The 25,021-nt window shown below is 65.9% G+C and carries 21 protein-coding genes; 9 read left to right on the forward strand and 12 right to left on the reverse strand.

Annotation, left to right across the window (positions count from 1 at the left end; all coding sequences use genetic code 11):
* Positions 1-52 precede the first annotated feature (52 nt).
* The 6 genes from JQ633_RS11865 to JQ633_RS11890 all read left to right on the forward strand — a co-directional run bounded on the left by JQ633_RS11865 (position 53) and on the right by JQ633_RS11890 (position 9,879).
* Positions 53-1,360, forward strand: coding sequence for an MdtA/MuxA family multidrug efflux RND transporter periplasmic adaptor subunit (locus JQ633_RS11865; protein WP_211985198.1), 1,308 nt, complete (start codon positions 53-55; stop codon positions 1,358-1,360).
* Entirely contained in the window at positions 1,357-4,464 is a 3,108-nt protein-coding gene (locus JQ633_RS11870; RefSeq protein ID WP_211985199.1) for an MdtB/MuxB family multidrug efflux RND transporter permease subunit, read from the forward strand. Before JQ633_RS11865 ends, JQ633_RS11870 begins: the two co-directional genes overlap by 4 nt.
* Before the next feature lie 3 nt (positions 4,465-4,467).
* Positions 4,468-7,755, forward strand: a complete 3,288-nt coding sequence (locus JQ633_RS11875; RefSeq protein ID WP_211985200.1) for an efflux RND transporter permease subunit — start codon at positions 4,468-4,470, stop codon at positions 7,753-7,755.
* An 87-nt stretch (positions 7,756-7,842) separates the two neighbouring features.
* Positions 7,843-9,231 carry an efflux transporter outer membrane subunit gene (locus JQ633_RS11880; RefSeq protein ID WP_249159273.1) on the forward strand — a complete coding sequence of 463 codons (1,389 nt, stop codon included), beginning with the start codon at positions 7,843-7,845 and terminating at the stop codon, positions 9,229-9,231.
* Positions 9,232-9,239: 8 nt separating this feature from the next.
* The gene (locus tag JQ633_RS11885) at positions 9,240-9,542 is read left to right on the forward strand and encodes a hypothetical protein (protein ID WP_211985202.1); all 303 of its coding nucleotides are present in this window, start codon (positions 9,240-9,242) and stop codon (positions 9,540-9,542) included.
* 10 nt (positions 9,543-9,552) lie between these two features.
* Positions 9,553-9,879 (forward strand): BA14K family protein, encoded by a 327-nt coding sequence (locus tag JQ633_RS11890; protein ID WP_211985203.1) that lies wholly within the window; start codon positions 9,553-9,555, stop codon positions 9,877-9,879.
* Between the two features lie 26 nt (positions 9,880-9,905).
* Here the strand turns inward: JQ633_RS11890 and JQ633_RS11895 are convergent, their stop codons facing one another.
* The 11 genes from JQ633_RS11895 to JQ633_RS11945 all read right to left on the reverse strand — a co-directional run bounded on the left by JQ633_RS11895 (position 9,906) and on the right by JQ633_RS11945 (position 20,221).
* The gene (locus JQ633_RS11895) at positions 9,906-10,589 is read right to left on the reverse strand and encodes a hypothetical protein (protein ID WP_211985204.1); all 684 of its coding nucleotides are present in this window, start codon (positions 10,587-10,589) and stop codon (positions 9,906-9,908) included.
* A 161-nt stretch (positions 10,590-10,750) separates the two neighbouring features.
* A complete protein-coding gene (locus JQ633_RS11900; protein WP_211985205.1) occupies positions 10,751-11,842 on the reverse strand; it encodes a sensor histidine kinase in 1,092 nt (363 codons plus the stop codon).
* Complete coding sequence (locus JQ633_RS11905) at positions 11,839-12,276, reverse strand: response regulator (RefSeq protein WP_211985206.1); 438 nt, start codon at positions 12,274-12,276, stop codon at positions 11,839-11,841. The genes JQ633_RS11900 and JQ633_RS11905 overlap by 4 nt, the downstream gene beginning before the upstream one ends.
* The gene (locus tag JQ633_RS11910; protein ID WP_211985207.1) at positions 12,273-13,805 is read right to left on the reverse strand and encodes a sensor histidine kinase; all 1,533 of its coding nucleotides are present in this window, start codon (positions 13,803-13,805) and stop codon (positions 12,273-12,275) included. The genes JQ633_RS11905 and JQ633_RS11910 overlap by 4 nt, the downstream gene beginning before the upstream one ends.
* A 109-nt stretch (positions 13,806-13,914) precedes the next feature.
* Entirely contained in the window at positions 13,915-15,273 is a 1,359-nt protein-coding gene (gene accC, locus JQ633_RS11915; protein ID WP_211985208.1) for an acetyl-CoA carboxylase biotin carboxylase subunit, read from the reverse strand.
* Positions 15,274-15,298: 25 nt separating this feature from the next.
* Positions 15,299-15,811 carry an acetyl-CoA carboxylase biotin carboxyl carrier protein gene (gene accB / locus JQ633_RS11920; RefSeq protein WP_211985209.1) on the reverse strand — a complete coding sequence of 171 codons (513 nt, stop codon included), beginning with the start codon at positions 15,809-15,811 and terminating at the stop codon, positions 15,299-15,301.
* A gap of 52 nt (positions 15,812-15,863) precedes the next feature.
* Positions 15,864-16,325 carry a type II 3-dehydroquinate dehydratase gene (gene aroQ / locus JQ633_RS11925; RefSeq protein WP_211985210.1) on the reverse strand — a complete coding sequence of 154 codons (462 nt, stop codon included), beginning with the start codon at positions 16,323-16,325 and terminating at the stop codon, positions 15,864-15,866.
* A 299-nt stretch (positions 16,326-16,624) separates the two neighbouring features.
* Positions 16,625-17,431, reverse strand: coding sequence for a DUF1236 domain-containing protein (locus tag JQ633_RS11930; protein ID WP_211985211.1), 807 nt, complete (start codon positions 17,429-17,431; stop codon positions 16,625-16,627).
* Between the two features lie 122 nt (positions 17,432-17,553).
* The gene (locus JQ633_RS11935; protein WP_211985212.1) at positions 17,554-17,841 is read right to left on the reverse strand and encodes a hypothetical protein; all 288 of its coding nucleotides are present in this window, start codon (positions 17,839-17,841) and stop codon (positions 17,554-17,556) included.
* 64 nt (positions 17,842-17,905) lie between these two features.
* Complete coding sequence (locus tag JQ633_RS11940; protein ID WP_211985213.1) at positions 17,906-18,673, reverse strand: DsbA family protein; 768 nt, start codon at positions 18,671-18,673, stop codon at positions 17,906-17,908.
* A 99-nt stretch (positions 18,674-18,772) separates the two neighbouring features.
* Positions 18,773-20,221 carry a M48 family metalloprotease gene (locus JQ633_RS11945; RefSeq protein WP_249159217.1) on the reverse strand — a complete coding sequence of 483 codons (1,449 nt, stop codon included), beginning with the start codon at positions 20,219-20,221 and terminating at the stop codon, positions 18,773-18,775.
* Positions 20,222-20,448: 227 nt separating this feature from the next.
* Between JQ633_RS11945 and JQ633_RS11950 the strand changes: the two genes are divergently transcribed.
* The 3 genes from JQ633_RS11950 to JQ633_RS11960 all read left to right on the forward strand — a co-directional run bounded on the left by JQ633_RS11950 (position 20,449) and on the right by JQ633_RS11960 (position 23,705).
* Complete coding sequence (locus JQ633_RS11950) at positions 20,449-21,636, forward strand: pyridoxal phosphate-dependent aminotransferase (protein ID WP_211985214.1); 1,188 nt, start codon at positions 20,449-20,451, stop codon at positions 21,634-21,636.
* 89 nt (positions 21,637-21,725) lie between these two features.
* Positions 21,726-22,286, forward strand: a complete 561-nt coding sequence (locus JQ633_RS11955) for a biotin transporter BioY (RefSeq protein WP_433995650.1) — start codon at positions 21,726-21,728, stop codon at positions 22,284-22,286.
* An 84-nt stretch (positions 22,287-22,370) separates the two neighbouring features.
* The gene (locus tag JQ633_RS11960) at positions 22,371-23,705 is read left to right on the forward strand and encodes a dicarboxylate/amino acid:cation symporter (RefSeq protein ID WP_211985215.1); all 1,335 of its coding nucleotides are present in this window, start codon (positions 22,371-22,373) and stop codon (positions 23,703-23,705) included.
* Between the two features lie 13 nt (positions 23,706-23,718).
* On the opposite strand, the gene JQ633_RS11965 is transcribed toward JQ633_RS11960, so the two are convergent.
* Entirely contained in the window at positions 23,719-24,951 is a 1,233-nt protein-coding gene (locus JQ633_RS11965) for an NAD(P)/FAD-dependent oxidoreductase (protein WP_211985216.1), read from the reverse strand.
* Between the last annotated feature and the right edge of the window lie 70 nt (positions 24,952-25,021).

Here is a 25,021-nt window from a genome sequence, read left to right on the forward strand (position 1 = left end):
CTTGGGATATACAGGGCCGCGCGAGCTCCTCCGTGTTCCTCGTGGGCAAGTTATGGACCAGCAGGTAAGAGATCCGATCATCGCGCCTGAACAGAGCGGGCAAACGTCGCGCGGTCGAACCATCGTCACGACGTTGATCGTCCTGCTGCTGCTCGCCGGCGTGGTCTGGTGGACGCGGCAGCAAGGCGCGCCGCAGCTGGCCGGCGGCGGGCGCAACAGCGCACCGATGTCGATCGTGCCCGAGACCGTCGGCAAGGGCGACATCGGCGTTACGCTGAACGCGCTCGGCACCGTGACGTCGCTCGCGACGGTGACGATCAAGAGCCAGATCAGCGGCTATCTGCAGAAGATCGATTTCAAGGAAGGCGACGAGGTCAAGCAGGGCGACCTCATCGCCCAGATCGATCCGCGTCCCTATGAGGCGACGCTGGCGCAGGCCAGGGGCCAACTCGCGCGCGACGAAGCCCAGCTGAAGGGCGCGCAGGTCGACCTCGCCCGCTACGAGGGCCTCGCCAAGCAGAACGCGGTGCCGCACCAGACGCTGGACACCCAGATCGCGCTGGTCGCGCAGTATCAGGGCACGGTCGAGGCCGACCGCGGCACGGTGAAATCCGCCGAGGTGAATCTGGCCTATTGCCGCATCGTGTCGCCGATCAACGGCCGCGTCGGATTGCGCCAGGTGGATCTCGGCAATTACGTCACGCCGTCCGATTCCAACGGCATCGTCGTCATCACGCAGCTCGAGCCGATCAGCGTGCTGTTCACGCTGCCGGAGGACAATCTGCAGGCGGTGGCGAAACGGCTGCGGGAAGGCGCGGTGCTGCCGACCGCGGCGTATGACCGCAGCGGCATCAACAAGCTCGCCGAGGGATCGCTGCAGACCTTCGACAGCCAGATCGATCCGACCACCGGCACGATCAAGCTGCGCGCGCAGTTCGAGAACGACAAGCGCACGCTCTATCCGAACCAGTTCGTCAACATCCGCCTGCTGCTCGACACCCACAAGGACGTCACGACGATGCCGACCGCGGGCGTGCAGCGCGGCGTGCCCGGCACATTCGTCTATCTCGTCAATGCCGACAGCACCGTCTCGGTGCGGCCGGTGAAGCTCGGCGTCACCGAAGGCGACCGCGTCGAGGTGATCTCGGGACTTGCGCCCGGCGACCGCATCGTGATCGACGGCGCCGACAAGCTGCGCGAGGGCGCCAAGGTGGTGGTGCGCAATCCCGCCGATGCGGCCAATGCCGCCGGTGCGGCCAAGGACAAGGGAACCGGGAACGGGGCAGCCAAGGCGGAGAAGGGCGCTGATCGCGACAAGGCGGGCGCTCACCAAAAGCACGGGGACGGGCCGAAGCAATGAACCCGTCGCGGCCATTCATCCTGCGGCCGGTGGCGACGACCCTGTTCATGATCGCCATCATGCTGTCGGGCATGCTGGCGTTCCGGTTCCTGCCCGTCGCGGCGCTGCCGGAGGTCGACTATCCGACCATCCAGGTGCAGACCTTCTATCCCGGCGCGAGCCCGGACGTGATGACGTCGTCGGTGACGGCGCCGCTCGAGGTGCAGTTCGGCCAGATGCCGAACCTCAACCAGATGAGCTCGGTGAGCTCGGCGGGCTCCTCGGTGATCACGCTGCAATTCGGCCTGTCGATCTCGCTCGACGTCGCCGAGCAGGAGGTGCAGGCCGCGATCAACGCCGCCGGCAATCTGCTGCCGTCCGACCTGCCGGCGCCGCCGATCTACGCCAAGGTCAATCCGGCCGACGCGCCGATCCTGACCCTCGGCCTGACCTCGAAGACGATGCCGCTGACGCAGGTGCAGGATTTCGTCGACACGCGGCTGGCGCAGAAGATCTCGCAGCTGCCCGGCGTCGGCCTCGTCAGCATCAGCGGCGGCCAGCGGCCCGCGGTGCGCATCCAGGCCGATATCCGCAAGCTCGCCGCCTACGGCCTCAACATCGACGATCTCCGCACCACGCTCGGCAACGCCAACGTCAATACGCCGAAGGGCAATTTCGACGGCGCGATGCGCGCCTACACGATCAATGCCAACGACCAGATCCGCAACGCCAGCGACTACCGCTCGCTGATCATCGCCTACAAGAACGGCTCGCCGGTCCGCCTCAGCGACGTCGGCACCGTCGTCGACGGCGCGCAGAACGACAAGCTCGGCGCCTGGATGAACGAGACGCCGGCGATCATCCTCAACATCCAGCGCCAGCCCGGCGCCAACGTCATCTCAGTGGTGCAGGGCATCAAGGACCTGCTGCCGCAGCTGCAGGCGACGCTGCCGGCCGCGATCGACCTCAACATCCTGACCGACCGGACCGTGACGATCCGCGCCTCGGTGCGCGACGTCGAGTACGAGCTGACGCTCGCGGTGATCCTGGTCGTGCTTGTGATCTTCGTGTTCCTGCGCTCGACCCGCGCCACCCTGATCCCGAGCCTGTCGGTGCCGCTGTCGCTGGTCGGTACGCTCGGGGCGATGTATTTGTTCGGCTTCAGCCTGAACAATCTGTCGCTGATGGCGCTGACCATCGCGACCGGGTTCGTGGTCGACGACGCCATCGTCGTGATCGAGAACATCTCGCGCTATATCGAGGAAGGCTACTCGCCGCTGGACGCGGCGCTGCGCGGCTCCGAGCAGATCGGCTTCACCATCATCTCGCTGACGGTGTCGCTGATCGCGGTGCTGATTCCGCTCTTGTTCATGGGCGACGTCGTCGGCCGCCTGTTCCGCGAATTCGCCATCACGCTGTCGGTCACCATCCTGATCTCGGCGGTGGTGTCGCTGACGCTGGTGCCGATGGCCTGCGCCAAGCTCTTGAAGCCGGAAGGCACGGCGCGCGAGAACGCGCTGCAGCGGCTGAGCCGGGAAGGCTTCGACCAGGTCATCGCGATCTACGGCCGCATGCTCAACTGGGTGCTCGATCGTCAGCCGCTGGTGCTGCTGATTGCGCTCGCGACCTTCGGCCTCACGGCGTGGCTCTATATCCTGATCCCCAAGGGCTTCTTTCCGGTGCAGGACACCGGCGTGATCCAGGCGATCTCGGAGGCGCCGCAGTCGGTGTCCTATGCCGCGATGGCCGAACGCCAGCAGCAGCTGGCGAGCGCGATCCTGAAAGACCCGGAGGTGCAGAGCCTGTCGTCCTTCATTGGCGTCGACGGCACCAACACGACGCTGAACAGCGGCCGCATCCTGATCAATTTGAAGCCGCACGAGCAGCGCAAGTCGGATATCGCGACCGTCATGGAGCGGATCAAGGCGAGCACCGGGCACCTCACCGGCATCACGCTCTACATGCAGCCGGTCCAGGACCTGACCATCGAGGGCACGGTGAGCCGGACGCAGTACCAGTTCATCCTGCAGGACGCCGATCCGAACGAGCTTGCGGAGTGGACCCCGAAGCTGGTCGACAAATTGCGTGAATCGCATCTGCTCAGCGATGTCTCGAGCGACATCTCGGCGAAGGGGCTGTCGGTGTTCGTCGACATCGACCGCGACCAGGCCGCGCGGTTCGGCATCACGCCAGCGACGATCGACAACGCGCTGTACGACTCCTACGGCCAGCGTATCGTCTCGACTATCTTCACGAATTCGAACCAGTACCGCGTGATCCTGGAGGCCGATCCGTCGCTGCAGAAGTCGCTGGACTCGCTGTCCTCGATCTATCTGCCGTCATCGGTCGGCACGACGCCGGTGCCGCTCTCGGTGATGGCGAAGATGCGGATCGAGACCGCGCCGCTGCAGGTCTCGCATCTCGGCCAGTTTCCGTCGGCCACCGTCTCGTTCAACCTGGCGCCGGGCGCCTCGCTCGGCGAAGCCGTGACCGCGATCAAGCAGGCCCAGCTCGACATCAATCAGCCGCTCGGCATCATCACCAGTTTCCAGGGCGCGGCGCTGGCGTTCCAGTCCTCGCTCACAAACCAGCTGTTCCTGATCCTCGCCGCGATCATCACGGTCTATATCGTGCTCGGCGTGCTCTACGAGAGCTTCATCCATCCCCTGACCATTCTCTCGACGCTGCCGTCGGCCGGCATCGGCGCGCTGCTGGCGCTGATGCTGGCGAAGCAGGATCTTACCATCGTCGCGATCATCGGCATCATCCTCTTGATCGGCATCGTCAAGAAGAACGCGATCATGATGATCGACTTCGCGCTCGATGCCGAACGCAATGAGGGCAAGCCGCCGCGCGAGGCGATCTACCAGGCCTGCCTGCTGCGCTTCCGCCCGATCATCATGACGACGATGGCCGCCGTGCTCGGCGCGCTGCCGCTGATGCTCGGCACCGGCGCCGGCTCCGAGCTGCGGCATCCGCTAGGCATCTCCATCGTCGGCGGCCTCTTGGTGAGCCAGTTGCTGACGCTGTTCACGACCCCGGTGATCTATCTCTGGTTCGATCGTCTCGCGGTACGCTTTGCCGGGCGAGGGGGCGAGGTCGGCGAGACGAGCGGGTCGCGCTGAGCCATGGAGCCGTCGACGCCCTTCATCCGCCGGCCGGTCGCCACCACGCTGTTGACGCTGGGGCTTGCCGCGGCCGGCGTCGTGGCGTTCTTCAAGCTGCCGGTGTCGCCGCTGCCGCAGGTGGATTTCCCGACCATATCGGTGCAGGCGACGCTGCCCGGCGCCAGCCCGCAGGATGTCGCGACCACGGTGGCAAGCCCGCTGGAGCGGCATCTCGGCCAGATCGCCGACGTCACCGAGATGACGTCGTCGAGCTCGGTCGGCCAGACCCGCATCACGCTGCAGTTCGGGCTGAACCGCGACATCAACGGCGCGGCGCGTGACGTGCAGGCCGCGATCAACGCGGCGCGGGCCGACCTGCCGACCAGCCTGCGCAGCAATCCGACCTACCGCAAGGTCAACCCGGCCGATGCGCCGATCCTGATCCTGACCCTGACGTCGGACACGCTGACGCGGGGCGATCTGTATGATGCGGCTTCCACGGTGCTGGCGCAGAAGCTGTCGCAGGTCGATGGCATCGGCGAGGTTGTGGTCGGCGGCAGCTCGCTGCCGGCGGTGCGCGTCGATCTCACCCCGCAGGCGCTCTACAAATACGGCATCGGCCTCGAAGACGTCCGCGCCGCGCTGTCGAACGCCAATGCCCATAGCCCGAAGGGCGGCATCGACGTCGGCGAACAGCGCTACCAGATCTACGCCAACGACCAGGCCAACAAGGCCGCCGACTACAAATCGCTGGTCGTGGCCTACCGTAACGGCGCGCCAGTCCACCTCTCCGACGTCGGCGAGGTGACGGATTCGGTCGAGAACCTGCGCAATGCCGGGCTCGCCAACGGCAAGCCGGCGGTGCTGATCATCCTCTACCGGCAACCGAACGCGAACATCATCTCGACCGTGGATCTGGTGAAGGGGCTGCTGCCGCAGCTCCGCGCCTCGGTGTCGCCGGCGATCGACATCGGGCTCGCGGTCGACCGCTCGATCACCATCCGCACCTCGCTGCGCGACGTGGAACGGACCCTCGTCCTCGCAGTGCTGCTGGTGATCATCGTGGTGTTCGCGTTCCTGCGGAACCTTCGCGCCACGTTCATTCCGGTGGTCGCGGTCTCGGTGTCGCTGGTGGCGACCTTCGGGGCGATGTACCTGATGGGCTACAGCCTCGACAATCTGTCGCTGATGGCGCTGACGGTCGCGACCGGGTTCGTGGTCGACGACGCCATCGTGGTGCTGGAGAACGTCACCCGCTACATCGAGGAGGGGCTGAGCCCGCTGCAGGCCGCGCTCAAGGGCGCCAACGAGGTCGGCTTCACCGTGCTGTCGATGAGCGTCTCCCTGATCGCGGTGTTCATCCCGATCCTGCTGATGGCCGGCATCGTCGGCCGGCTGTTCCGCGAATTCGCGATGACGATCTCGATCTCGATCCTGATCTCGCTCGCGGTGTCGCTGGCCACGACCCCGATGATGTGCGCCGTGCTGCTCAAGGGCGAGACCGGGCAGGGCCACGGCCGGCTCTATTGGGCGAGCGAGCACTTCTTCGAGGCGATGCTGAATTTCTACCGTAGGACGCTGACCGCGGCGTTGCAGCACCCGGTCTCGGTGATGGTGATCCTCGCCGCCGTGTTCGGCCTCAACTTCTATCTCTACAGCGTGATCCCGAAGGGCTTCTTCCCGCAGCAGGACACCGGGCGGCTGGTCGGCTCGATCCAGGCCGATCAGAGCGTCTCGTTCCAGCTGATGCAGCAGAAGCTCGCGCAGTTCGTCGGCATCATCAAACGCGATCCGGCGGTGGAGACGGCGGTTGGATTCACCGGCGGTGGGCAGACCAATTCCGGCTTCGTGTTCGTCTCGCTGCGGCCGCTCGACCAGCGCAAGATCAGCGCCGACCGGGTGATCGCCCGGCTACGGCGGGAGATGGCCGTGGTGCCCGGCGCCAGCCTGTTCCTGCAGGCGGTGCAGGACATCCGGGTCGGCGGCCGGCAGTCCAACGCTCAATATCAATACACCTTGCAGGGCTCGACGCTGGAGGAGCTCAACGAGTGGACGCCGAAGATCGCGGCTGCCCTGCAGCGTGATCCCAACCTCTCCGACGTCAACAGCGATCAGCAGAACAAGGGTCTGGAATCCGATCTCGTGATCGACCGCGATGCCGCGGCCCAGCTCGGCATCACCGTCAGCCAGATCGACAACACGCTCTATGATGCGTTCGGCCAGCGCCAGGTCTCGACGATCTATGTCGCGCGCAACCAGTACCACGTCATCATGGAGGTCGCGCCGCGCTACTGGCAGAATCCGGAGACGCTGAAGGACGTCTATATCAGCACCTCAGGCGCTTCGGTCGGCGGCTCGCAGTCGAGCAATGCGGTGGCGGGCACGGTGGTGGCGCCGGGCACCTCCAGCGCGGCCAGTTCGGCCAATGTCGAGGCGGCGCGCAACCAGGCCACCAACTCGATCGGCGCGACCGGCAAGGGCGTCGCCTCGACCGGATCGGCGGTCAGCACATCGAGCGAGACCATGATCCCGCTGTCGACGGTGGCGAGTTTCAAGCAGGGCGCGACCCCGCTCGGGGTCAATCACCAGGGGCTGCTGGTCGCCAGCACCATCTCGTTCAACTTGCCGCCGAACGTCTCGCTGAGCACCGCAGTGGCCGGCATCGAGGCCACCATGAACCGGATCGGCGTTCCTGCCACCATCCGCGGCACCTTCCAGGGCACCGCCAGGGCGTTCCAGGATTCGCTCAGCAACCAGCCGTTCCTGATCCTGGCGGCGGTGGTGACGATCTACATCGTGCTCGGCGTGCTCTATGAGAGCTTCGTGCATCCGCTGACGATCTTGTCCACACTGCCCTCGGCGGGTGTGGGCGCCTTGCTGGCGCTGATGGCATTCAAGACCGAGTTCAGTATCATGGCGCTGATCGGCGTCATCCTGCTGATCGGCATCGTGAAGAAGAATGCGATCATGATGATCGACTTTGCGCTCGAGGCGGAACGCAGGCGCGGGCTGGAGCCGCTCGAGGCGATCAGGGAGGCGTGCCTGCTGCGCTTCCGCCCGATCATGATGACGACGATGGCCGCGCTGCTCGGCGCCGTGCCGCTCGCGATCGGCATGGGCGACGGCGGCGAGTTGCGCCAGCCGCTCGGCATCGCCATTGTCGGCGGCCTGATCCTGAGCCAGGTGCTGACGCTCTATACGACGCCGGTCATCTATCTCTATCTCGACCGGTTCCGCCTGTGGGCCCAGCGCGCGCGTCGCGGTGGCGCCGTGCGGGCGGCGGGGTCTCCACTTCAACCGGGCGGGTAAATGCCAGTTGCAGCGTTGCGAAGAGTTCGAGTGTTGCGGAAGCCGCTGACGGCCGCGCTCAGTCTGGGCCGGCGGCCGACGCTCGTGATGCTCGTCGGCCTCGGCCTGTCCGGCTGCATCCCCGGCGCGGAGCGCCCCGAGCTCAATCTCGAAGTGCCGGCGAGCTATCGGACCGCTGGGAAGGGTGACGCCGACGCGGCGGTTCCGGCGCTCGCCTGGTGGCGCGGCTTCCGCTCCGCGGAGCTGACCGGGCTGATGGAATCCGCGCAGCTCTACAATCTCGACATCGCGGTCGCGATCGCCCAGATCGCGCAGGCCGACGCCAATGTCGGCATCTCCGGCGCCGCGCTGCTGCCGTCGCTCTCAGGGGCGGCGAATGCCGAGCGCCAGGGCGCGGGGGCGGCGAGCGGCACGAGCGTCGGCGGGACGTTCTCGCAGTTCAACGTGGGACTGACCGCGAGCTACATCCTGGATTTCTGGGGCAAGAACCGCGCGACGCTGGCGGCGTCCGAGGAGAGCGCCACCGCCGCCCGCTACAATCGCGAGGTTGTCGCGCTGAGCACGATGGCGACCGTCGCCAACACCTATTTCCAGGTGCTGGCGGCGCAGGACCAGATCAAGGTCACGCGCCGCAATCTGGCGGCGGCCGAACGCATCCTCGCGCTGATCAAATCGCAATTCGCCGGCGGCACCGCCTCGCAGCTCGACCTGTCGCAGCAGGAGGCGCTGGTGGCGACCCAGCGCGCGGCGATCCCGCCGCTGGAGGTGACGGTGGCGCAGAACATCGCGGCGCTCGCGCTGCTGGTGGCGCGCGCACCGGCCAATTTCACCGTGCGCGGTGGCAGCACGACGCAGATCGCGGTGCCGCGCGTCACGCCGGGTCTGCCGTCGGAATTGCTCTACCAGCGGCCCGACATCCGCCAGGCCGAGGCGCAGCTGACGTCGTCCAATTTCAGCGTCGACGCGGCGCGCGCGGCGTTCTTCCCGCAGATCCAGCTCACAGCGACCAACGGCTCGCAGAGCGCGGCGCTGGCTTCGCTGTTCGGTCCGGGCGCCTGGTACTACACGCTGTCGGCCGGGCTGACGCAGCCGCTGTTCGACGGCTTCCAGCTGGAGAGCCAGCTCAAGCTCGCCAAGGGCCAGCAGCTGCAATTCCTGCAAACCTATCGCAAGTCGGTGCTGTCGGCCTTCGCCGACGTCGAGAAGGCGCTGATCGCGCTGCAGAAGTTCACGCTGCAGGAGCGCCTGCAGTCCGATGTGGTGGCAAGCTCGCGCAAGGCGTTCGAGGTCGCGGAGACGCAGTTGCGCGGCGGCACCGTCAATCTCATCACGGTGCTGCAGGCCCAGCAGACGCTGTTCACCGCCGAGAACAACCTGGTCACGGTGCGGCTCAATAAGCTGCTGGCGGCGAGCAGCCTGTTCCAGGCGCTCGGCGGTGGCTGGACTCCCGCCGGCACATTGGCTGCGCTGCAATGAGGTGGGTGATGCAACGTCTCCTGACGGTCAGCCTCGTCGTCATCGCGCTTGGTGCATCGTTCGGTGCCGCGCGCGCCCAGCAGCGGCCCAACAGCGTGCCGCTGGCCTTCGGCATGACGGCCGATCAGGCCAGCCAGTCGCTCGGCGTCCCCCTGAATTACGTGCGCGGCACGCGCGGCAATGAATTGCTGGTCGCGCTGCCCAATGTCAGGGGCAGCATCCTGTCGAGGCGCAGCGATGCGCTCTATCTGCAATTCGGCAAGGGACGCCTGATCGCCTGGAAGGGCGATTGGGGCACCTTGCCGCCATGAGGACCGCGACATGAAGCCAATCGGAGCCATGATTGCCTGCGCCGCCATCGCGCTCTCCGCCGGCGCGGCATCGGCCCAGGAGCGTCCGCTGCGCTTTGGCAGCACCGGCGGCTGGGCTTTCGACGGCAGGGACGACGCCCGCGATTTCCGCACCAATGGTTATTTCCCCGGCAATTTTGCCGCCGATCCGCTTAGCGCAGGATTTGGTGCGGCAGGACCGTTCGGCTGGACGCCGCAGCATTCGGCGCGGCCTTATCCGTCGCAGGTGGTGTTCGGCGCGCCGTGCCGGGATTGCGGCCCGCATCGCAAACAGCGCCGCCACCATAAGCACGATTGAGAAAGCTGTCGGAAGAGAGTCCGCCGCTAGCCCTGGATGCGCAGCAGTTCGGCGATGATGCGTGGCTTCATCCAGCCGACCTTGTCGATGATCTCCTGGCGCAGCGCGTCCTTCTCCGCCTCATATTGCTCGCCCGAAATGCCGCCCTGGCCGCCGGTCGCCGTGACGCCGAAGGATTCCAGCAACGCCTCGTGGCGCGCTTTCCATTCGGTGATGCAGTTGGTGACGGTCTCGGTGACCGGAGGCACCGTTCCTGGATGGCCGGCGATGCCGCACAGCTGCTTGGTGCGCTCATCGGCCGCCAGCATCAGCACGTTCCAGTCGTCGAAGCCGATCAGGTCCATCGATGCATAGAGGAACGCGCCATGCTCGCCGTCCCAGATCGTGTGGTCGATCACCAGGAAGGGGACGGCGCGGCAGTAGCCGTAGCGGGCGGTGTTGTCGCGGTTGAATGCCTCGGCGCGCTGCTCGAGCCGGGTTCGCGCCGCGGCGAACATCGCGATGTAGTCGTCTGCCGTCTTCCTGATGTTGCGCGGATCGTCGGGGTTGAAGCCGAGCTCGCGCAGCATCGAACCGATCTTCGGATCGTTCCAGATATCCTTCGGGAAGACGCGCGTGACGCCATCGTCATCCGGCGTCGGATGCGTCATCTCCCTGACTTCGGCAAGGCTGTACTGCTTCTTTCCGAACGTGATCCTGCGCCCAAACATCGTGACCGCCTTCTGCCAGAGCTGGTGGCGGGAGTATGGCGAAAGATGTCCAGATGTTTCTTAACCGGCCGGGAGGGCGGTGTTCCGATTGCGGAAGAGGATAACGCTGCGGTTAACGCGAAGCGGACAAGTCGATCGAATGCGCCGCGATCGATCGCGCGCTATTTGGCGGCGACGCTGCTCGATTTCGCCAGCGCCGGGCTGACGCGCGCAAACCGCACCACGAAGCGGGTGCCCTTGGGGGCCGGATCGCGCTCGACGCTGGCGTCGAGCTTGGCGGCCATCGCAGTGACGATGCGCTGGCCCATGCCGGTGCCGCGCGGATTGGCCTTGTCGTCGAAGCCGACGCCCTGATCGCTGATCGACAGCACGACGTCGTCGCCCTGCGGCTTGAGCTCGACATGGATCGGCCCCGCGCCGTCAGGATAGGCGTATTTCACCGCGTTCATGACCAGCTCGTTGACGATGATGCCGATCGCGACCGCGCGGTCCGGGTCGATCTCGATGGGGTCGGCGTGCAGCGTCAGCCGCGACATCTTGTTGCCCTCGGCCGAGCGGCGCAGGTCCTCGAGCAGCGCCTCGAGATACTGGTTGAGCATCACCGTCTTGAAGTCGTGCGAGGTGTAGAGCCGGCGGTGCACCTGCGCGACCGCGGCGACGCGGCCCATCGCGTTGGTCAGCGCCGCCTTGACGTCGTCCTGGCTTGCGGAGTTGGCCTGCAGATGCAGCAGCGAGGCGATGATCTGCAGCGAGTTGCCGACGCGGTGATTGACCTCGCGCAGCAGCACCTCGCGCTCGGCGGCGAGCGCCGCATAGCGGTCGCGCGAGGCATGCACCTCGGCCTCGGCCTCGTCGCGCGCCTTCTGGATCGCCGCCTGCCGGATCGCGCCGTTGACCGCGACCTGGAGCAGGGGGATGAATTCGCCCCGGACGTCCTTGACCAGATAGTCGGCCGCGCCGGCCTTCAGCGCGGTCACCGCGATCGCCGAGTCCTGCGAGGCCGTGACGAACACCACCGGCGGCGCGTCGGCGATCTTCATGATCAGCTCGAGCGTCTCCAGCCCGTCGAGGCCAGGCATGTACTGATCCAGCGCGATGACGTCGATGCCGCCCTGGGCAAGGCGATCGAGGCCGTCCTGGCCGTCGGCGGCGTGCACGACCTTGAAGCCGGCGCGCGTCAGCCTGCGTTCGACCAGGCGCGCCAGCGCCGCGTCGTCGTCGATATAGAGCAGGGTCGGCGTCTCGCTGGTCATAAAGCTGGCGGAACCTGAATCACGGAGAAGAACAGGCCAAGCTGGCGAATGGCGTTGGCGAAGCTTTCGTAGTTCACCGGCTTGGTGATGTAGACGTTGCAGCCGAGTTCGTAGCAACGCTTGATTTCCTGCGAGTCGTCGGTCGTGGTCAGCACGACCACCGGCGTCGACTTGAGGAACTTGTTTTCCTTGACCCGCTTCAGAATATCGATGCCGGTCATGTCAGGCAGATTGAGGTCGAGCAGGATGAGCAGCGCCTGGCCCTTGCGGTCGGCGGCGGTGCCATCTTTGCCGAACAGATAGTCCACGGCCGCTGTACCGTTGGTGAACGGAACGATCGCATTGTTGACACCCGAGCGCCGGATATTCCGCTCAATCAGGCGGGCATGGCCCTCATCGTCCTCGATCATGATGATGGTGACTGGATCGCTCATGACTCTTTATCCCGGTGCTTGCCTGTCCATTTGATAGGCAGTGTTATCGTGAAGGTGCTGCCGTTGTGAAGTTCCGAAGCTACCGACATGGTGCCGCCTAGTCTGCGCACAAGTGCGCGGACATGGGCAAGGCCGATGCCCTGGCCGGGCTTGTCCTGGGTTCCGGCGCGGCGAAACAGGTCGAAAATGCGCTGATGGTCCTTCGGATCGATGCCGCGGCCGTTGTCCGCGACCTCGAAAATCGCAAAGCCGAGCTTGGTGCGGCCGCCGATCGAGATCTCGCCGGGGACGCCGTCCTTGAGGTATTTCAGCGCATTGTCGATCAGGTTGGAAAAGATCTGCTCCAGCGCCAGGCGGTCGCTGACCAGGGCGGGCAACACGCCGACGTTGATGGTGGCATTGGCTTCGCTCGCCTGATGCGCGACTGTCCTGACGATGCCCTCGATCAGCTCGCGGATGTCGATCCGCTCCGGCTTGAACTCGCGGCGGCCCTCGCGCGTGAGGTTGAGGATCGCGCTGATCAGCCGGTCCATCTTGGCGATCGAGGATTTGATGAAGCCGAGCGACTCGTTGAAGTCCTCGGAGAGCTGCTTGTCCGCGCCTTCCAGCTCGGGCTCCGCCGTGTCGGTGGCGTCATCCGGCATCGCCGGCGCCGGCGAGGCGGCGCGATTGAGGCTGGCGATGCGCTTGAAGATGTCGCCGCGCAATTCCTCGAGCTCGCTGGTGAAGCCCATGATGTTGACCAGCGGCGAACGCAGATCGTGGCTGACGATATAGGCGAAGCGCTGGATCTCCTCGTTGGCCTCGCGCAGGTCGGCGGTGCGTTCGTCCACGGTGGTTTCGAGCGTGACGTTGACGTCGCGCAGCTTCGCCTCGGCGTCGTCGCGCGCCCGCGACGATCCCCGTAGCAGGAAGATCGAGAAGCCGGCGAGCGCCAGCACCATGCAGGAGCCCGCGATGGTGACCGAGGAGGCCAGCACCTGGGTCTTGTCCGCGGTGAGCGTACGCTGCGCGAACAGACGTTCCTCTTCGGCACGCATGCTCGCGGCGACGTCGCGGATGCTGGCATCGGACGAGCTGGCCGCGGCCTCGCGCACCAGCGCGGTGGCATTGTCGGGTTCGTTCTGCTTGAGAAATTCCATCTCGCGGCGAAACTGCTCCAGCCGTTCCGCCGTGGCAGTCCGCAGCTTGCCGATGTTCGCAACTTGCGGCGGATTGTCGGCGGTCAGCCGTGCCAGCTGGTCGACATAGGGGGCGACATTGGCCACCGCCGCGTCGTGCTCCTCGAGAAAGCGCGGCCAGCGGGTCAGGAGATAGGCGCGGGCGGCACTCTCTGCGCGGCGGACTTCGAGCAGCAGGTTCGAAATCTGGTTCTCGACCTCGATCGTGTGCACGACGAGGGCGTTGTCCTCGCGCGCCTTGTTGACCAGCAGCACGGAGGCCACGCTGACCGCGACCAGCACGACGAAGCCCGCCGACAGCAGCAGGATTTGCAGTGCAGTGCGGCGTCGTGAAATCGCCGTCAGCATCGGCTCGTCAAATGAATGGAGGTCAACCCGTCCCCGCAGAAAATCATCAACCCGATAATACGCCTGAGCGGCGATTGGGTTCCACGGGACGTGGGAATTATTTCTGGGATTATTTCTGAGCGTCGCCGGTCTGCCCGGCCAGATACTGCTCCAGCCAATGAATGTGGTAGTCGCCGTCGATGATGGCGGGCTCGCGGACCAGCGCGCGGAAGAGCGGCAGCGTCGTCTCGATGCCGTCGACCACCATCTCGTCCAGCGCGCGGCGCAACCGCATCAGGCATTCGCCGCGGGTCTTGCCGTGCACGATCAACTTGCCGACCAGCGAATCGTAATAGGGCGGAATCACGTAGCCCTGGTAGACGGCGGAATCGATCCGCACCCCGAGGCCGCCCGGCGGGTGGAATTGCGAGATCCGTCCCGGCGAGGGCCGGAAGGTCTGCGGGTTCTCCGCATTGATGCGGCATTCGATGGCGTGGCCGATGATCGCGATCTCGTCCTGCTTCGCCGGCAGCTCGCCACCGGCGGCGATCCGGATCTGCTCCAGCACCAGATCGATATCGGTGATGCTTTCGGTGACGGGATGCTCGACCTGGATGCGGGTGTTCATCTCGATGAAATAGAACTCGCCATCCTCGTAGAGGAATTCGATGGTGCCGACGCCGAGATACTTCATGTCCCGCATCGCCTTGGCGCAGGTCTCGCCGATCCTGGCGCGCGCGGCCGCGGCGAGCACCGGCGAGGGGCCTTCTTCCCAGACCTTCTGGTGGCGGCGCTGCAGCGAGCAGTCGCGCTCGCCGAGATGGATGGCGCCGCCGCGGCCGTCGCCGAGAATCTGGATCTCGATGTGGCGCGGCTTCTGCAGGTATTTTTCCAGATAGACCGAGGCGTCGCCGAACGCGGACTTGGCCTCGTTGGCCGCGGTCGACAGCGCCAGCGCCAGATCGGCCTCGGAGTGGGCGACCTTCATGCCGCGGCCGCCGCCGCCGGCCGCAGCCTTGACCAGCACCGGGAAGCCGATCTGTTTGGCGATTGCCATCGCGTCGTCGTCGGACGTCACCGCGCCGTCGGAGCCGGGCACCACGGGAATGCCGAGCCGCTTGGCGGTCTTCTTGGCCTCGATCTTGTCGCCCATCAGGCGGATGTGCTCGGCCTTCGGGCCGATGAAATCGAGGTTGTGGTCGGCGAGGATCTCGGCGAAGCGGGCGTTCTCGGACAGGAAGCCGTAGCCGGGATGCACGGCGTCGGCGCCGGTAATCTCGCAGGCCGCCAGCAGCGCGGGGACGTTGAGGTAGGAATCCTTCGACGGCGGCGGGCCGATGCACACGCTCTCGTCGGCGAGCCGCACATGCATCGCGTCGGCGTCGGCGGTGGAGTGCACCGCGACGGTGGAGATGCCGAGCTCCTTGCACGCCCGCAGGACGCGAAGCGCGATCTCGCCGCGATTGGCTATGAGGATCTTGTCGAACATCGCAGCGCCTGACGTTGACGAAATGCTACTCGATAATGACCAGCGGCTCGCCGAACTCGACGGGCTGGCCGTCCTCGACGAGGAGCTGGGTCACCGTGCCTGCGCGCGGTGACGGGATCTGGTTCATCGTCTTCATCGCTTCGATGATCAGCAGCGTCTGGCCGGCGGTGACCTTCGAGCCGACCTCGATGAACGGCTTCGCGCCCGGCTCCGGCGCCCAATAGGCGGTGCCGACCATCGGCGAGGGGACGACGCCCGGATGTTTCGCGAAGTCGGTGGCAGCGGCCGCAGTCGCCGCGGCCGCGACGGCGGGCATCGCAACCGCCTGAACGGCGGCGGCGGGCACGGACGCGGCGATGCTGATGTTGCGGGCGACGCGGACGCGCAGGCCGGCGCGCTCGATCTCGATCTCGGTGAGGTTGGTCTCGGCGAGCAGCAGCGCGAGCTCGCGAATGAGCGCGCTGTCGTCGCTCGTGCCCTCGCTCTTAACGTCCGCCTTGGTTTTTGCGGCTGATTTATCGTCTGGCTGGCGCGCCATGATCTATGATCCGGAATCTCTGTCTGGTGACGGGGAACGTCAGGATTGGCGATTAAGTCGTTGCTTTGGCGCCGATCTTGGTGGCGAGCCCGATGATCGCGAGGCGGTAGCCATCGATGCCGAAACCGCAAAGCGACGCGAACGCGGCTTTAGCAGTGAACGAGTGGTGCCGGAAGCTCTCCCGGGCGTGGATATTGCTGATATGGACCTCGACGGTCGGGATTTTCACGGCGACCAGCGCGTCGTGCAGCGCGATCGAGGTATGGGAATAGCCGCCGGCGTTGATGATGATGCCGACCGCCTTCTTGGCGTGGGCATCGTGGATGAAGTCGATCAGCTCGCCCTCGCGGTTGGACTGCCGGCAATCGGCGATGAGGCCGAACTGCTTTGCGGTGTCCACGCACAACTTCTCGACGTCGCCGAGGTTGGCATGGCCGTAGGTCTCGGGCTCGCGCGTCCCCAGCATGTTCAGGTTCGGCCCGTTCAGGACATAGATCGTTCCGGCAGCAGCCATTTCCACAGGTTCCAGCGCAGGTGAAGTGGGCCGGGTTATAGGTAACAACCGGCGTCAGGGGAAGCCTTTAGGTTGGTTCTGAACGTCTTCAACAGCTTCGTCCCGGCTGTCAGACAGGCGCCGTAACCTACGGAAAACGCTGATTAACCAAACTTTGCGGACCTGTGCCTTCGGGGGCCCGGTCGGCCCGGTCATCCACTGCCGGAACCGGGAGGCGGCCCCAGCAAAACCCCGCCCAACGGGGGCGGGGTTCGCATTGCGGCGAGGGCGCATCAAGCCGCCCTCGCATCGAGGCCGGTTTAGCCCTCGATGATGTAGACGATCTCATGGGTCTCCGGCTGCACGATCACGTAGCGACCCTTGACCAAGATCACCTGGTAGCCGCGCCACTGCGGATAGATCGCAACGACGCGCTCCGGCACCGGATAGAAGTGGACGCTGGCCGGGACGCGCGTGCCGACCGAGACGTTGAAGTTCACGTTGTTGACCTCAGTGATCTTCTCCGACCTGATCGCGGTCGAGATCTCGGTGCGCTTCTCCGCGGGCGGAGCCGCGGTGGCCGACGTCGCCGCGTTGCCGGTCGTGGTCTGCGTGCGGCTGGTGTCGTTGGTCTGCGCGCGGTTGGTGTCCGTCCCGCTCTTGGTCTGGGCGTTCTGGTTGGTCGTGGCACCGCTCTTGTCGCGCTGCTCGGCCTTCATGTTACCGGACTTATCGCGCTCCTCGGCCTTCATGTTGCCGCTCTTGTCGCGGCCTTCGGCCTTCATGTCCTTGGAGCCCTTGGCTCCTTCATTCTCCGAGCTCATGCCCTTCGAATGCTGGGTGCTGTCCTGCGCACCCTTGGAGGCGGCGCCGGACTTGTCGGACTCCGACTTCATGCCCGATTCACTCTGGCCGGGACGGGACTGACCGGTCGTCGAATGCTCGGAACCCTTCTTGTTGGTGTCCGAGTCACGCTGCATGCTGCCACCCGACGGCGCGTTGTGCTGCATCGTCGCGCCGCCGCCGGCACCCGGTGATTCCTTGCCGCCGGTGCCCTGCGCGTTCGCAAAGCCTGCACCGGCGATGAGAGCCGCCGCGGCGACCGAAATCAGGAAGCGATTTGTCATGGAATTCCTCCTCACGTGTCTGCATTGCCCGCGCCGACAACGGAGGAAAGTGCGCGATGTTCCTCGCGATTTATGGTTCCGCGCAGCTTGTTTGGTGAATGCGCGATGAACGCGAAACCGCTTCAGCCGCAGGCCCAATCGAACTCCAGGCTCGCGAGATCGAGCTGGCCATTGCCCCCACCAAAGTTGAAGCCGCCGAAATATTCTTCGATCTCGAGATAGGTCGGGCTGTATTTCGGCGTCCACTGATTCGGGAACATCGTGCCGCCGAGATGGTTGCGACCATGTAGCCGCTGCAACCCGCGCGCCTTGCCGTCCAGCGAGTAGGGCGCGACGTAGCATGGGCAGCTTTCGTGATGGCGATGGCCCTTTGTTGCAGCTCGCGCGGACGTGGTTCGGAACGCGCGCAACAAAAAATCCGGCTGCGTGGCAGCCGGATCTCCTGAAGCGCGACGTGAGTAGTTGATACGGCAATCAGCAGGTCGCCTTGCCGCAGCGCGCGATGCCGATCTTCTCCTTGAGATTGTCGACGCCGACCGCGCCGATCACGACCTGCTTGCCGATCACGTAGCTCGGCGTGCCGTTCATGCCCATGGATTCGGCGAGGCGGAAATTCTCCTCGATGGTCGCCTTGACCTCGGGGCTCGCCATGTCCTTCTCGAGCTTGGCCATGTCGACGCCGACTTCCTTGGCGACGGCCAGCGCGCGCGCCTTGTCGGCGGCACCGCGGCCGCCGAGCAGCTTCTGGTGGAAGTCGAGATACTTCTTGCCGGTCGGATCCTGCATGCGCACCGCGACCGCAACCTGCGCGGCCTCGACCGAGCCCTGGCTCAGCACCGGGAATTCCTTCAACACGACCTTCAGCTTCGGGTCGGCCTTCATCAGCTCGAGCATGTCGGTCATCGCGCGCTTGCAGTAGCCGCAATTGTAATCGAAGAACTCGACGAAGGTGACGTCGCCGTCCTTGTTGCCGACGGTGACGCCGCGCGGCGAATTGAAGATGGTGTCGGCATTCTTGGCGACGCTCTGCTCATGCTTCTCGGCCTCGGCCGCGGCCTGCCGCTTGCTGAGCTCGTTCATTGCCTCCTCGAGCACCTCGGGATGCGCGATCAGGTAGTTGCGCACGATGGTCTCGATGTCGCCGCGCTGGGTGTCGGTGAAGCTCTGGGCGGATGCCGAAAGCGGCGCGGCGCAAACGCCGAGCGCGAGCAGGACAGGGGCAAGAAAGCGAAGCGCTGGCATGACAAAATCCTTGTTCGGCGTGGCTCGAAAGATGCCCGGGAAGACTGCCGGGAAAGTGAGCCGGTTGCGGTGATCGTTGTATGGAACTTGCGTTTATTTCTAGTTGTTTTTCTGACCCGGCATGGGCTTGGCGCTCACAATGTCGTCAGCTTTGACCCAGCCGGGCGTGCCGATGGCGAACCGCGTCTTGGCACGCGACGCTAGGTCGCGGGCGGTCTTGGTGTCGCCGCGCAGATAGGCGGCCTGCGCCGAGGCGAGGTCGGCCTGCGCGTAGTCGCCCTTGCGGCCATAGGCCATCGCGAGCTGGGTGAAGCCGATCGGCGCCTCGGGCTCGCGCGCGACCGCAGCGCGCAGGATGCTTATCGCCTCGTCGTTGAGGCCCTTGTTGTCGGATGCGACCAGCGCCTGGCCGAGCAGCATCTCGATCAGCGGCGAATTGCCGGAGAGCTGCACCGCCTTGCGCAGCGGGGCGATGGCCTCCGCCGGCCGGCCGCCTTCGAGCAGTGCCTGGCCGCGCAGCTCGTAGAAATAGGGGTTGTTCGGCTGCACCTGGATCAGGCCGTCGATCTGAGCGATCGCCGACCGCAGATCGCCGTGCAGGTAGGTCGTGATGGCACGCGCATAGCGCGCCGGCAGGCTGTTGTTGGAGAGCGGATAGCGGCGATAGACGGTGTCCTGCCGCTCCATGAAGCCGGAGATCTTGGCGCGCATCATGTCATGGCGAAGCTGCAGCGCCGGATCGTCCTTCTTGTCCCAATACGGGCTCGAGCGCGCCAGCCCTTCCAGCGCGGCGACGCGGTCCACCGGCATCGGGTGCGACTGCAGATAGGGGTCGGCACCGCGTGCGGCGAACAGGCCTTCGTCGCTGAAGCGCTTGAACGTCTCGTACATGCCCTTCGGGGACTGTCCGGTCGCGGTCAGGAACTTGACCCCGGCACGGTCGGCGTTCTCTTCCTGCGCGCGCTGATAGGACAATAGGGTGCGCATCACCATCGACTGCGGCGCGGAAATCGCCGCGGCGCCCGCGCTGGAGAGGCCGTTGCCGGCGCCGCCGCGTGCGCCCGCGGCTATCGCGCCGGCGCCGAGCAGCATCGCGATGATCATCTGGGTCTGCGCCTGCGCCAGCCGCTCGCGCATCTTGGCGAGGTGGCCGCCGGCGAGATGGCCGGTTTCGTGCGCCAGCACGCCGATGATCTGGTTCGGCGTCTCCGATTGCAGCAGCGCGCCATAGTTCACGAAGATGCGGCGGCCGTCGGCGACGAAGGCGTTGAAGGCGCCGTCGTTGATGATGACGATCTGGATGTTCTGCTTCTCGAGCCCCGCGGCGCGCAGGATCGGCCTCGTATATTCACGCAGCAGCTGCTCGGACTCGGTGTCGCGCAGCACCGGCGGCCCCTTTTGCTGCGCACGGGCGGTCGTGACCGGACCGACCGCGAGTGCGACCGCAGTCACGAGCGCGGTCAGCTTGAACGCGGACAGCTTGCACGTCCTGGCGTAGCAGATCTTGGCGTTGTCGATCTTGGCGCGAAGCGCGTGACGGAACAGCATGAGGCGATCTATCGGCGATGGCTGGGCGCGCGGCGGCAAGGCCCGACTGCGGCCCCGATCGGACCCGGCGCGCGGCACAGCCTGTTGTTTTTGCAGTTTTTCGTCACGCGAACCGGGTATTCACTTGGCCTGAAAGCGCTATAAGGAGCCACCGAATGCGGCCAGTCTGGGGCGGTACCCGATCGCGGGAACCCATCCGGCAACGGCCCGTGCAATAGCAGAATTCCATGCGCGAAGCGACACTGAGAGACCGTGCTAGCAGCCTTTTGACGGCATCCGGGCGGAGCGATGTTCCGCCGTTCATGGTGATGGACGTGATGGCCGCGGCGGCCCGAATCGAGGCCGCCGGCGGCCATGTCATCCACATGGAGGTCGGCCAGCCCGCCGCGCCGGCGCCGAAGCCGGCGATCGCGGCGGCCCAGGCGGCGCTGCTTGACGGGCGGATCGACTACACATCGGCGCTCGGGATTCCCCCGCTGCGCGCGCGCATCGCCCGGCATTACCGCGACACGTATGGCTGCGAGGTCGATGCCGAGCGCATCATCGTCACCACGGGCTCGTCGGGCGGATTCATCCTGGCGTTCCTCGCGATGTTCGAGCCGGGCGACCGCGTGGCGGTCACCGTGCCGGGCTATCCGCCGTATCGGCACATCCTGACCGCGCTCGGCTGCGAGCCGGTGCTGATCGAAACCTCCGGCGACACCCGTCATGCGCTGACCGGCGAGGCGCTGCTCGCGGCGCATCGCAAGGCGCCGCTGAAGGGCGTCTTGGTCGGCAGTCCGGCCAACCCGACCGGCACCATGATGTCGCGCGAGGCGCTGTCGAGCCTGATGGCGGCCGCCGACAGTGCCGGCATCCGCTTCATTTCCGACGAGATCTATCACGGACTCGACTACGCATTCCCGGCGGTGACCGCCGCCGAGCTGTCGCCGCAGGCGCTGGTGATCAACTCGTTCTCGAAATACTTCTGCATGACCGGCTGGCGTGTCGGCTGGATGGTGGTGCCCGAGGTGCTGGTGCGGCCGATCGAACGGCTGCAGCAGAATCTTTCGATCTCGGTGCCGACGCTGTCGCAGATCGCGGCCGAAGCTGCGTTCGATGGCCGCGAGGAGATGGAAGCGATCAAGCGCGGTTATCAGGAGAACCGCCGCATCCTTATCGAGGGACTGCCGACGGCGGGGCTGACGAAATTTTTACCGGCCGACGGCGCGTTCTATCTCTATGCCGACGTCTCCGACTTCACGTCGGACAGTTTCGCGTTCGCCAGCGAAATGCTCGAGAAGGCGCATGTTGCGGCGACGCCCGGCGTCGATTTCGATCCGATTCACGGCCGCGCCTTCATCCGCTTCTCCTATGCGCGCTCGGCGGCCGACATGCAGGAAGCGGTTGCGCGGATCGCGCATTGGCTTAAATAGCCGGCCATCTTCCAGCTACCCCGGAGTCCAGCTTGTCAGTCCCATCGGTTTCGCAGCCCGCCGTCGCGCGGCACTTTCCTCTTGCGTCGGTGCTGTGGCCCGAGCAGGCCGGGCAGAATTCCGGCATCGTCCGCGCCATCGTGCTGGTGGCGCTGGGAACTGCATTGTTGACACTGTCAGCGAAAGTGAACCTGCCGCTGCCCTACGTGCCGATGACGCTGCAGACGCTCGCCGTGCTGATGATCGGCGCCACCTACGGCTGGCGGCTTGGTAGCGCGACCATGATCGCCTATCTCGCCGAAGGCGCGCTCGGCATGCCGGTTTTTGCCGGTCCCGTCGGTGGCCTCGCGCCGCTGCTCGGGCCGACCGCAGGCTACCTGTTCGGCTTCGTTGCCGGCGCGCTCGTCACCGGCTGGCTCGCCGAACGCGGCTGGGACCGCAGCGTGAGCCTGCTGTTCGTGGCGATGGCGATCGGCCACGCCGTCATCTTCGTGGCGGGTTTCGTTTGGCTCGCTTTCGGCATCGGGCTTGGCGCCGAGAAGGCCTGGCTGGTCGGCGTCGTGCCGTTCGTGGCCGCGAGCCTGGTCAAGAATGCGCTGGCGGCCGCGCTGGTGCCGGCCGCCCGGCGGCTGGTGGATCGCCGCGGATAAGCGGCAGGGGCGACACAGTTCCATTTGACTCGCACAGCCAAGTTGATCTTGGCTGTGATTGCCATTTCTGAGGGGGAGTGACACATGGCAACGACGACCGTTGCCACGAGCGCGCCGGCTGCTGCCGGCGCGAAGCCGTGGTATAAAGTTCTCTATGTCCAGGTCCTGATCGCGATCGTGCTCGGCGCTTTGGTCGGCTGGCTGTGGCCAAGCCTTGCCACCAACGAGTGGATCAAGGCGCTCGGCGACGGCTTCATCAAGCTGATCAAGATGGTGATCGCGCCGATCATCTTCTGCACCGTGGTATCGGGCATCGCGCATATCCAGGATGCCAAGAAGGTCGGCCGCATCGGCGTCAAGGCGCTGGTCTATTTCGAGGTGGTCTCGACCTTCGCGCTGGTGATCGGACTGATCGTCGGCAATCTGGTGAAGCCCGGCGCGGGCTTCGGCAACGCGGCGGCGAACGCGCAGGCGGTCGCCGGCTACGCCAAGCAGGCCGAGGCGCAGAAGAGCGTCGACTTCGTCCTGCACATCATCCCGGACACCGTGGTCGGCGCGTTCGCGCAGGGCGAAATCCTGCAGGTGCTGCTGTTCTCGGTGCTGTTCGGCTTCGCCATCATGGGCCTCGGCGAACGCGGCCACACCATCCGCTCGTTCATCGACGATGCCGCGCATGCCGTGTTCGGCGTGATCTCGATCGTGATGCGGGCGGCGCCGATCGGCGCGTTCGGCGCGATGGCCTACACCATCGGCAAGTTCGGCACCGGCGCGATCCTCAACCTGGTCGGCCTGATCGCGACGTTCTATCTGACCGCCGGGTTGTTCGTCTTCGTGGTGCTCGGCTTCATCGCGCGGATGGCCGGGTTCTCGATCTTCAAGTTCCTCGCCTATATCAAGGACGAGCTGCTGATCGTGCTCGGCACCTCGTCCTCCGAGAGCGCGCTGCCGTCCTTGATGGAGAAGCTGGAGCGGCTCGGCTGCTCGAAATCGGTGGTCGGCCTCGTGGTGCCCACGGGTTATTCGTTCAACCTCGACGGCACCAACATCTACATGACGCTGGCGACGCTGTTCATCGCGCAGGCGCTCGGCTACGACCTCTCGTTCAGCCAGCAGCTCACGATCCTGGTGGTGGCGATGCTGACCTCGAAGGGCGCGTCCGGCATCACCGGCGCGGGCTTCATCACGCTGGCGGCGACGCTCGCGGTGGTCGATCCGCGGCTGGTACCGGGCATGGCGATCGTGCTCGGCATCGACAAGTTCATGAGCGAGTGCCGCGCGCTGACCAATCTGTGCGGCAACGGCGTCGCCTGCGTGATCGTTGCCTGGTGGGAGGGCGAGCTCGACCGCGACAAGCTCAACGCCAATCTCGCCAAGCAGATCGATCCGACCGACATGGAGACCGCGCTGACGACGGATTAGTTCAAGTCTGCAACTAAAACCTGTCGATGCGATACGGCGAGGCGTCCACCGAGGAAGCCTCGCCGTTCATCATTTCGGCCAGCAGTTTTGCCGTGGCCGGGCCGAGCGTCAGGCCCTGATGGCCGTGGCCGAAATTCGTCCACAGGCCGCGATGGGTCGGAACGGGCCCGAGCACCGGAAGCATGTCGGGCATGCAGGGGCGAGTGCCGTACCATGGTTCGGGCTCGACGCGCGTGCCGATGTCGAGCAGTCCGCGCGCGGCGGCTTCTGCGTGGCCGAGCTGAATTGGCCGCGCCGGCGCGTCAGGGGCGGTCAGCTCCGCGCCGGTCGTGATGCGGATTCCCTTCACCATCGGCGCCATTCCGTAGCCGTTCGCGGTATCGATCAGGGGTAGATCGAGCGAGCGGCCGCCGCTGAAGTGCATGTGGTAACCGCGCTTGCGCACCAGCGGGATCCGGTAGCCGAACCTGCGCAGCAATTGCGGAGACCAGGGCCCGAGCGCAACCACCGCATTGGCGGCTTCGATCCGGCCGCTGGCGAGGTCGAGCGACCAGCCCGCCGAGGTTTCGCGCAGTGTGTCCGCGTCGCCGCGGAGGATCGTGCCGCCGAGGCGCTCAAACAATCCGGCATAGGCCGAGACCAGCCCGCCGGGGTCCGACACGGTCCAAGGCTCGAGCCAGTGAATGGCGCCGGGCAGGTCGTCGCGCAGCAGAGGCTCGGCTCTCGCGAGTTCGTTGCCGCTCAACACCTGGAACCGGACGCCATGGTCGCGGCGGTTCTCTTCCGCGATTGCGACCGCGTGGTCCAGCGCGGCCGGATCGCGGTACAGGATGCGAAATCCGGCGCGCCGGATCAGGTTGTCGGCATGGGCCTCACGGATCAGCGTGTCGTGCTCCGCTGCGGCTCGGGTGATCAGACCCGCCCAGGCGGCGCTGGCAGCGCGGTGCCGCTCGGGCGCGGAGTGCCACCAGTAGCGCAGCAGCGGACCGGCATGCTGGTGCAGTGAAGCCAGGCGATAGCGGATGTCGTTGGTGCGGCCCAGCGCGATCCGGGCCAGCGTGGCGAAGTCGCGCGGCATCGGATAGGGCCGCACGGCCTCGCTCTGAATGATCCCGGTGTTGCCGTAGCTGGTCTCCCGGCCGGGCTCCTTGCGGTCGACCAGCGTCACCGACCAGCCGCGGCGCTGCAGGTGCAAGGCGGTAGAGACGCCCACCATGCCGCCGCCAAGAACGATCGCGCTTTGCATTGAGCTGCTTCCCCGTCAGGGCTGCCTCGGGCCGGCATCCGAGGCACATTCGACGATTCAAGAAAAACGC

Origin of the sequence: Bradyrhizobium tropiciagri, assembly GCF_018130505.1 — a bacterium.
GTDB classification, from domain to species: domain Bacteria; phylum Pseudomonadota; class Alphaproteobacteria; order Rhizobiales; family Xanthobacteraceae; genus Bradyrhizobium; species Bradyrhizobium tropiciagri_B.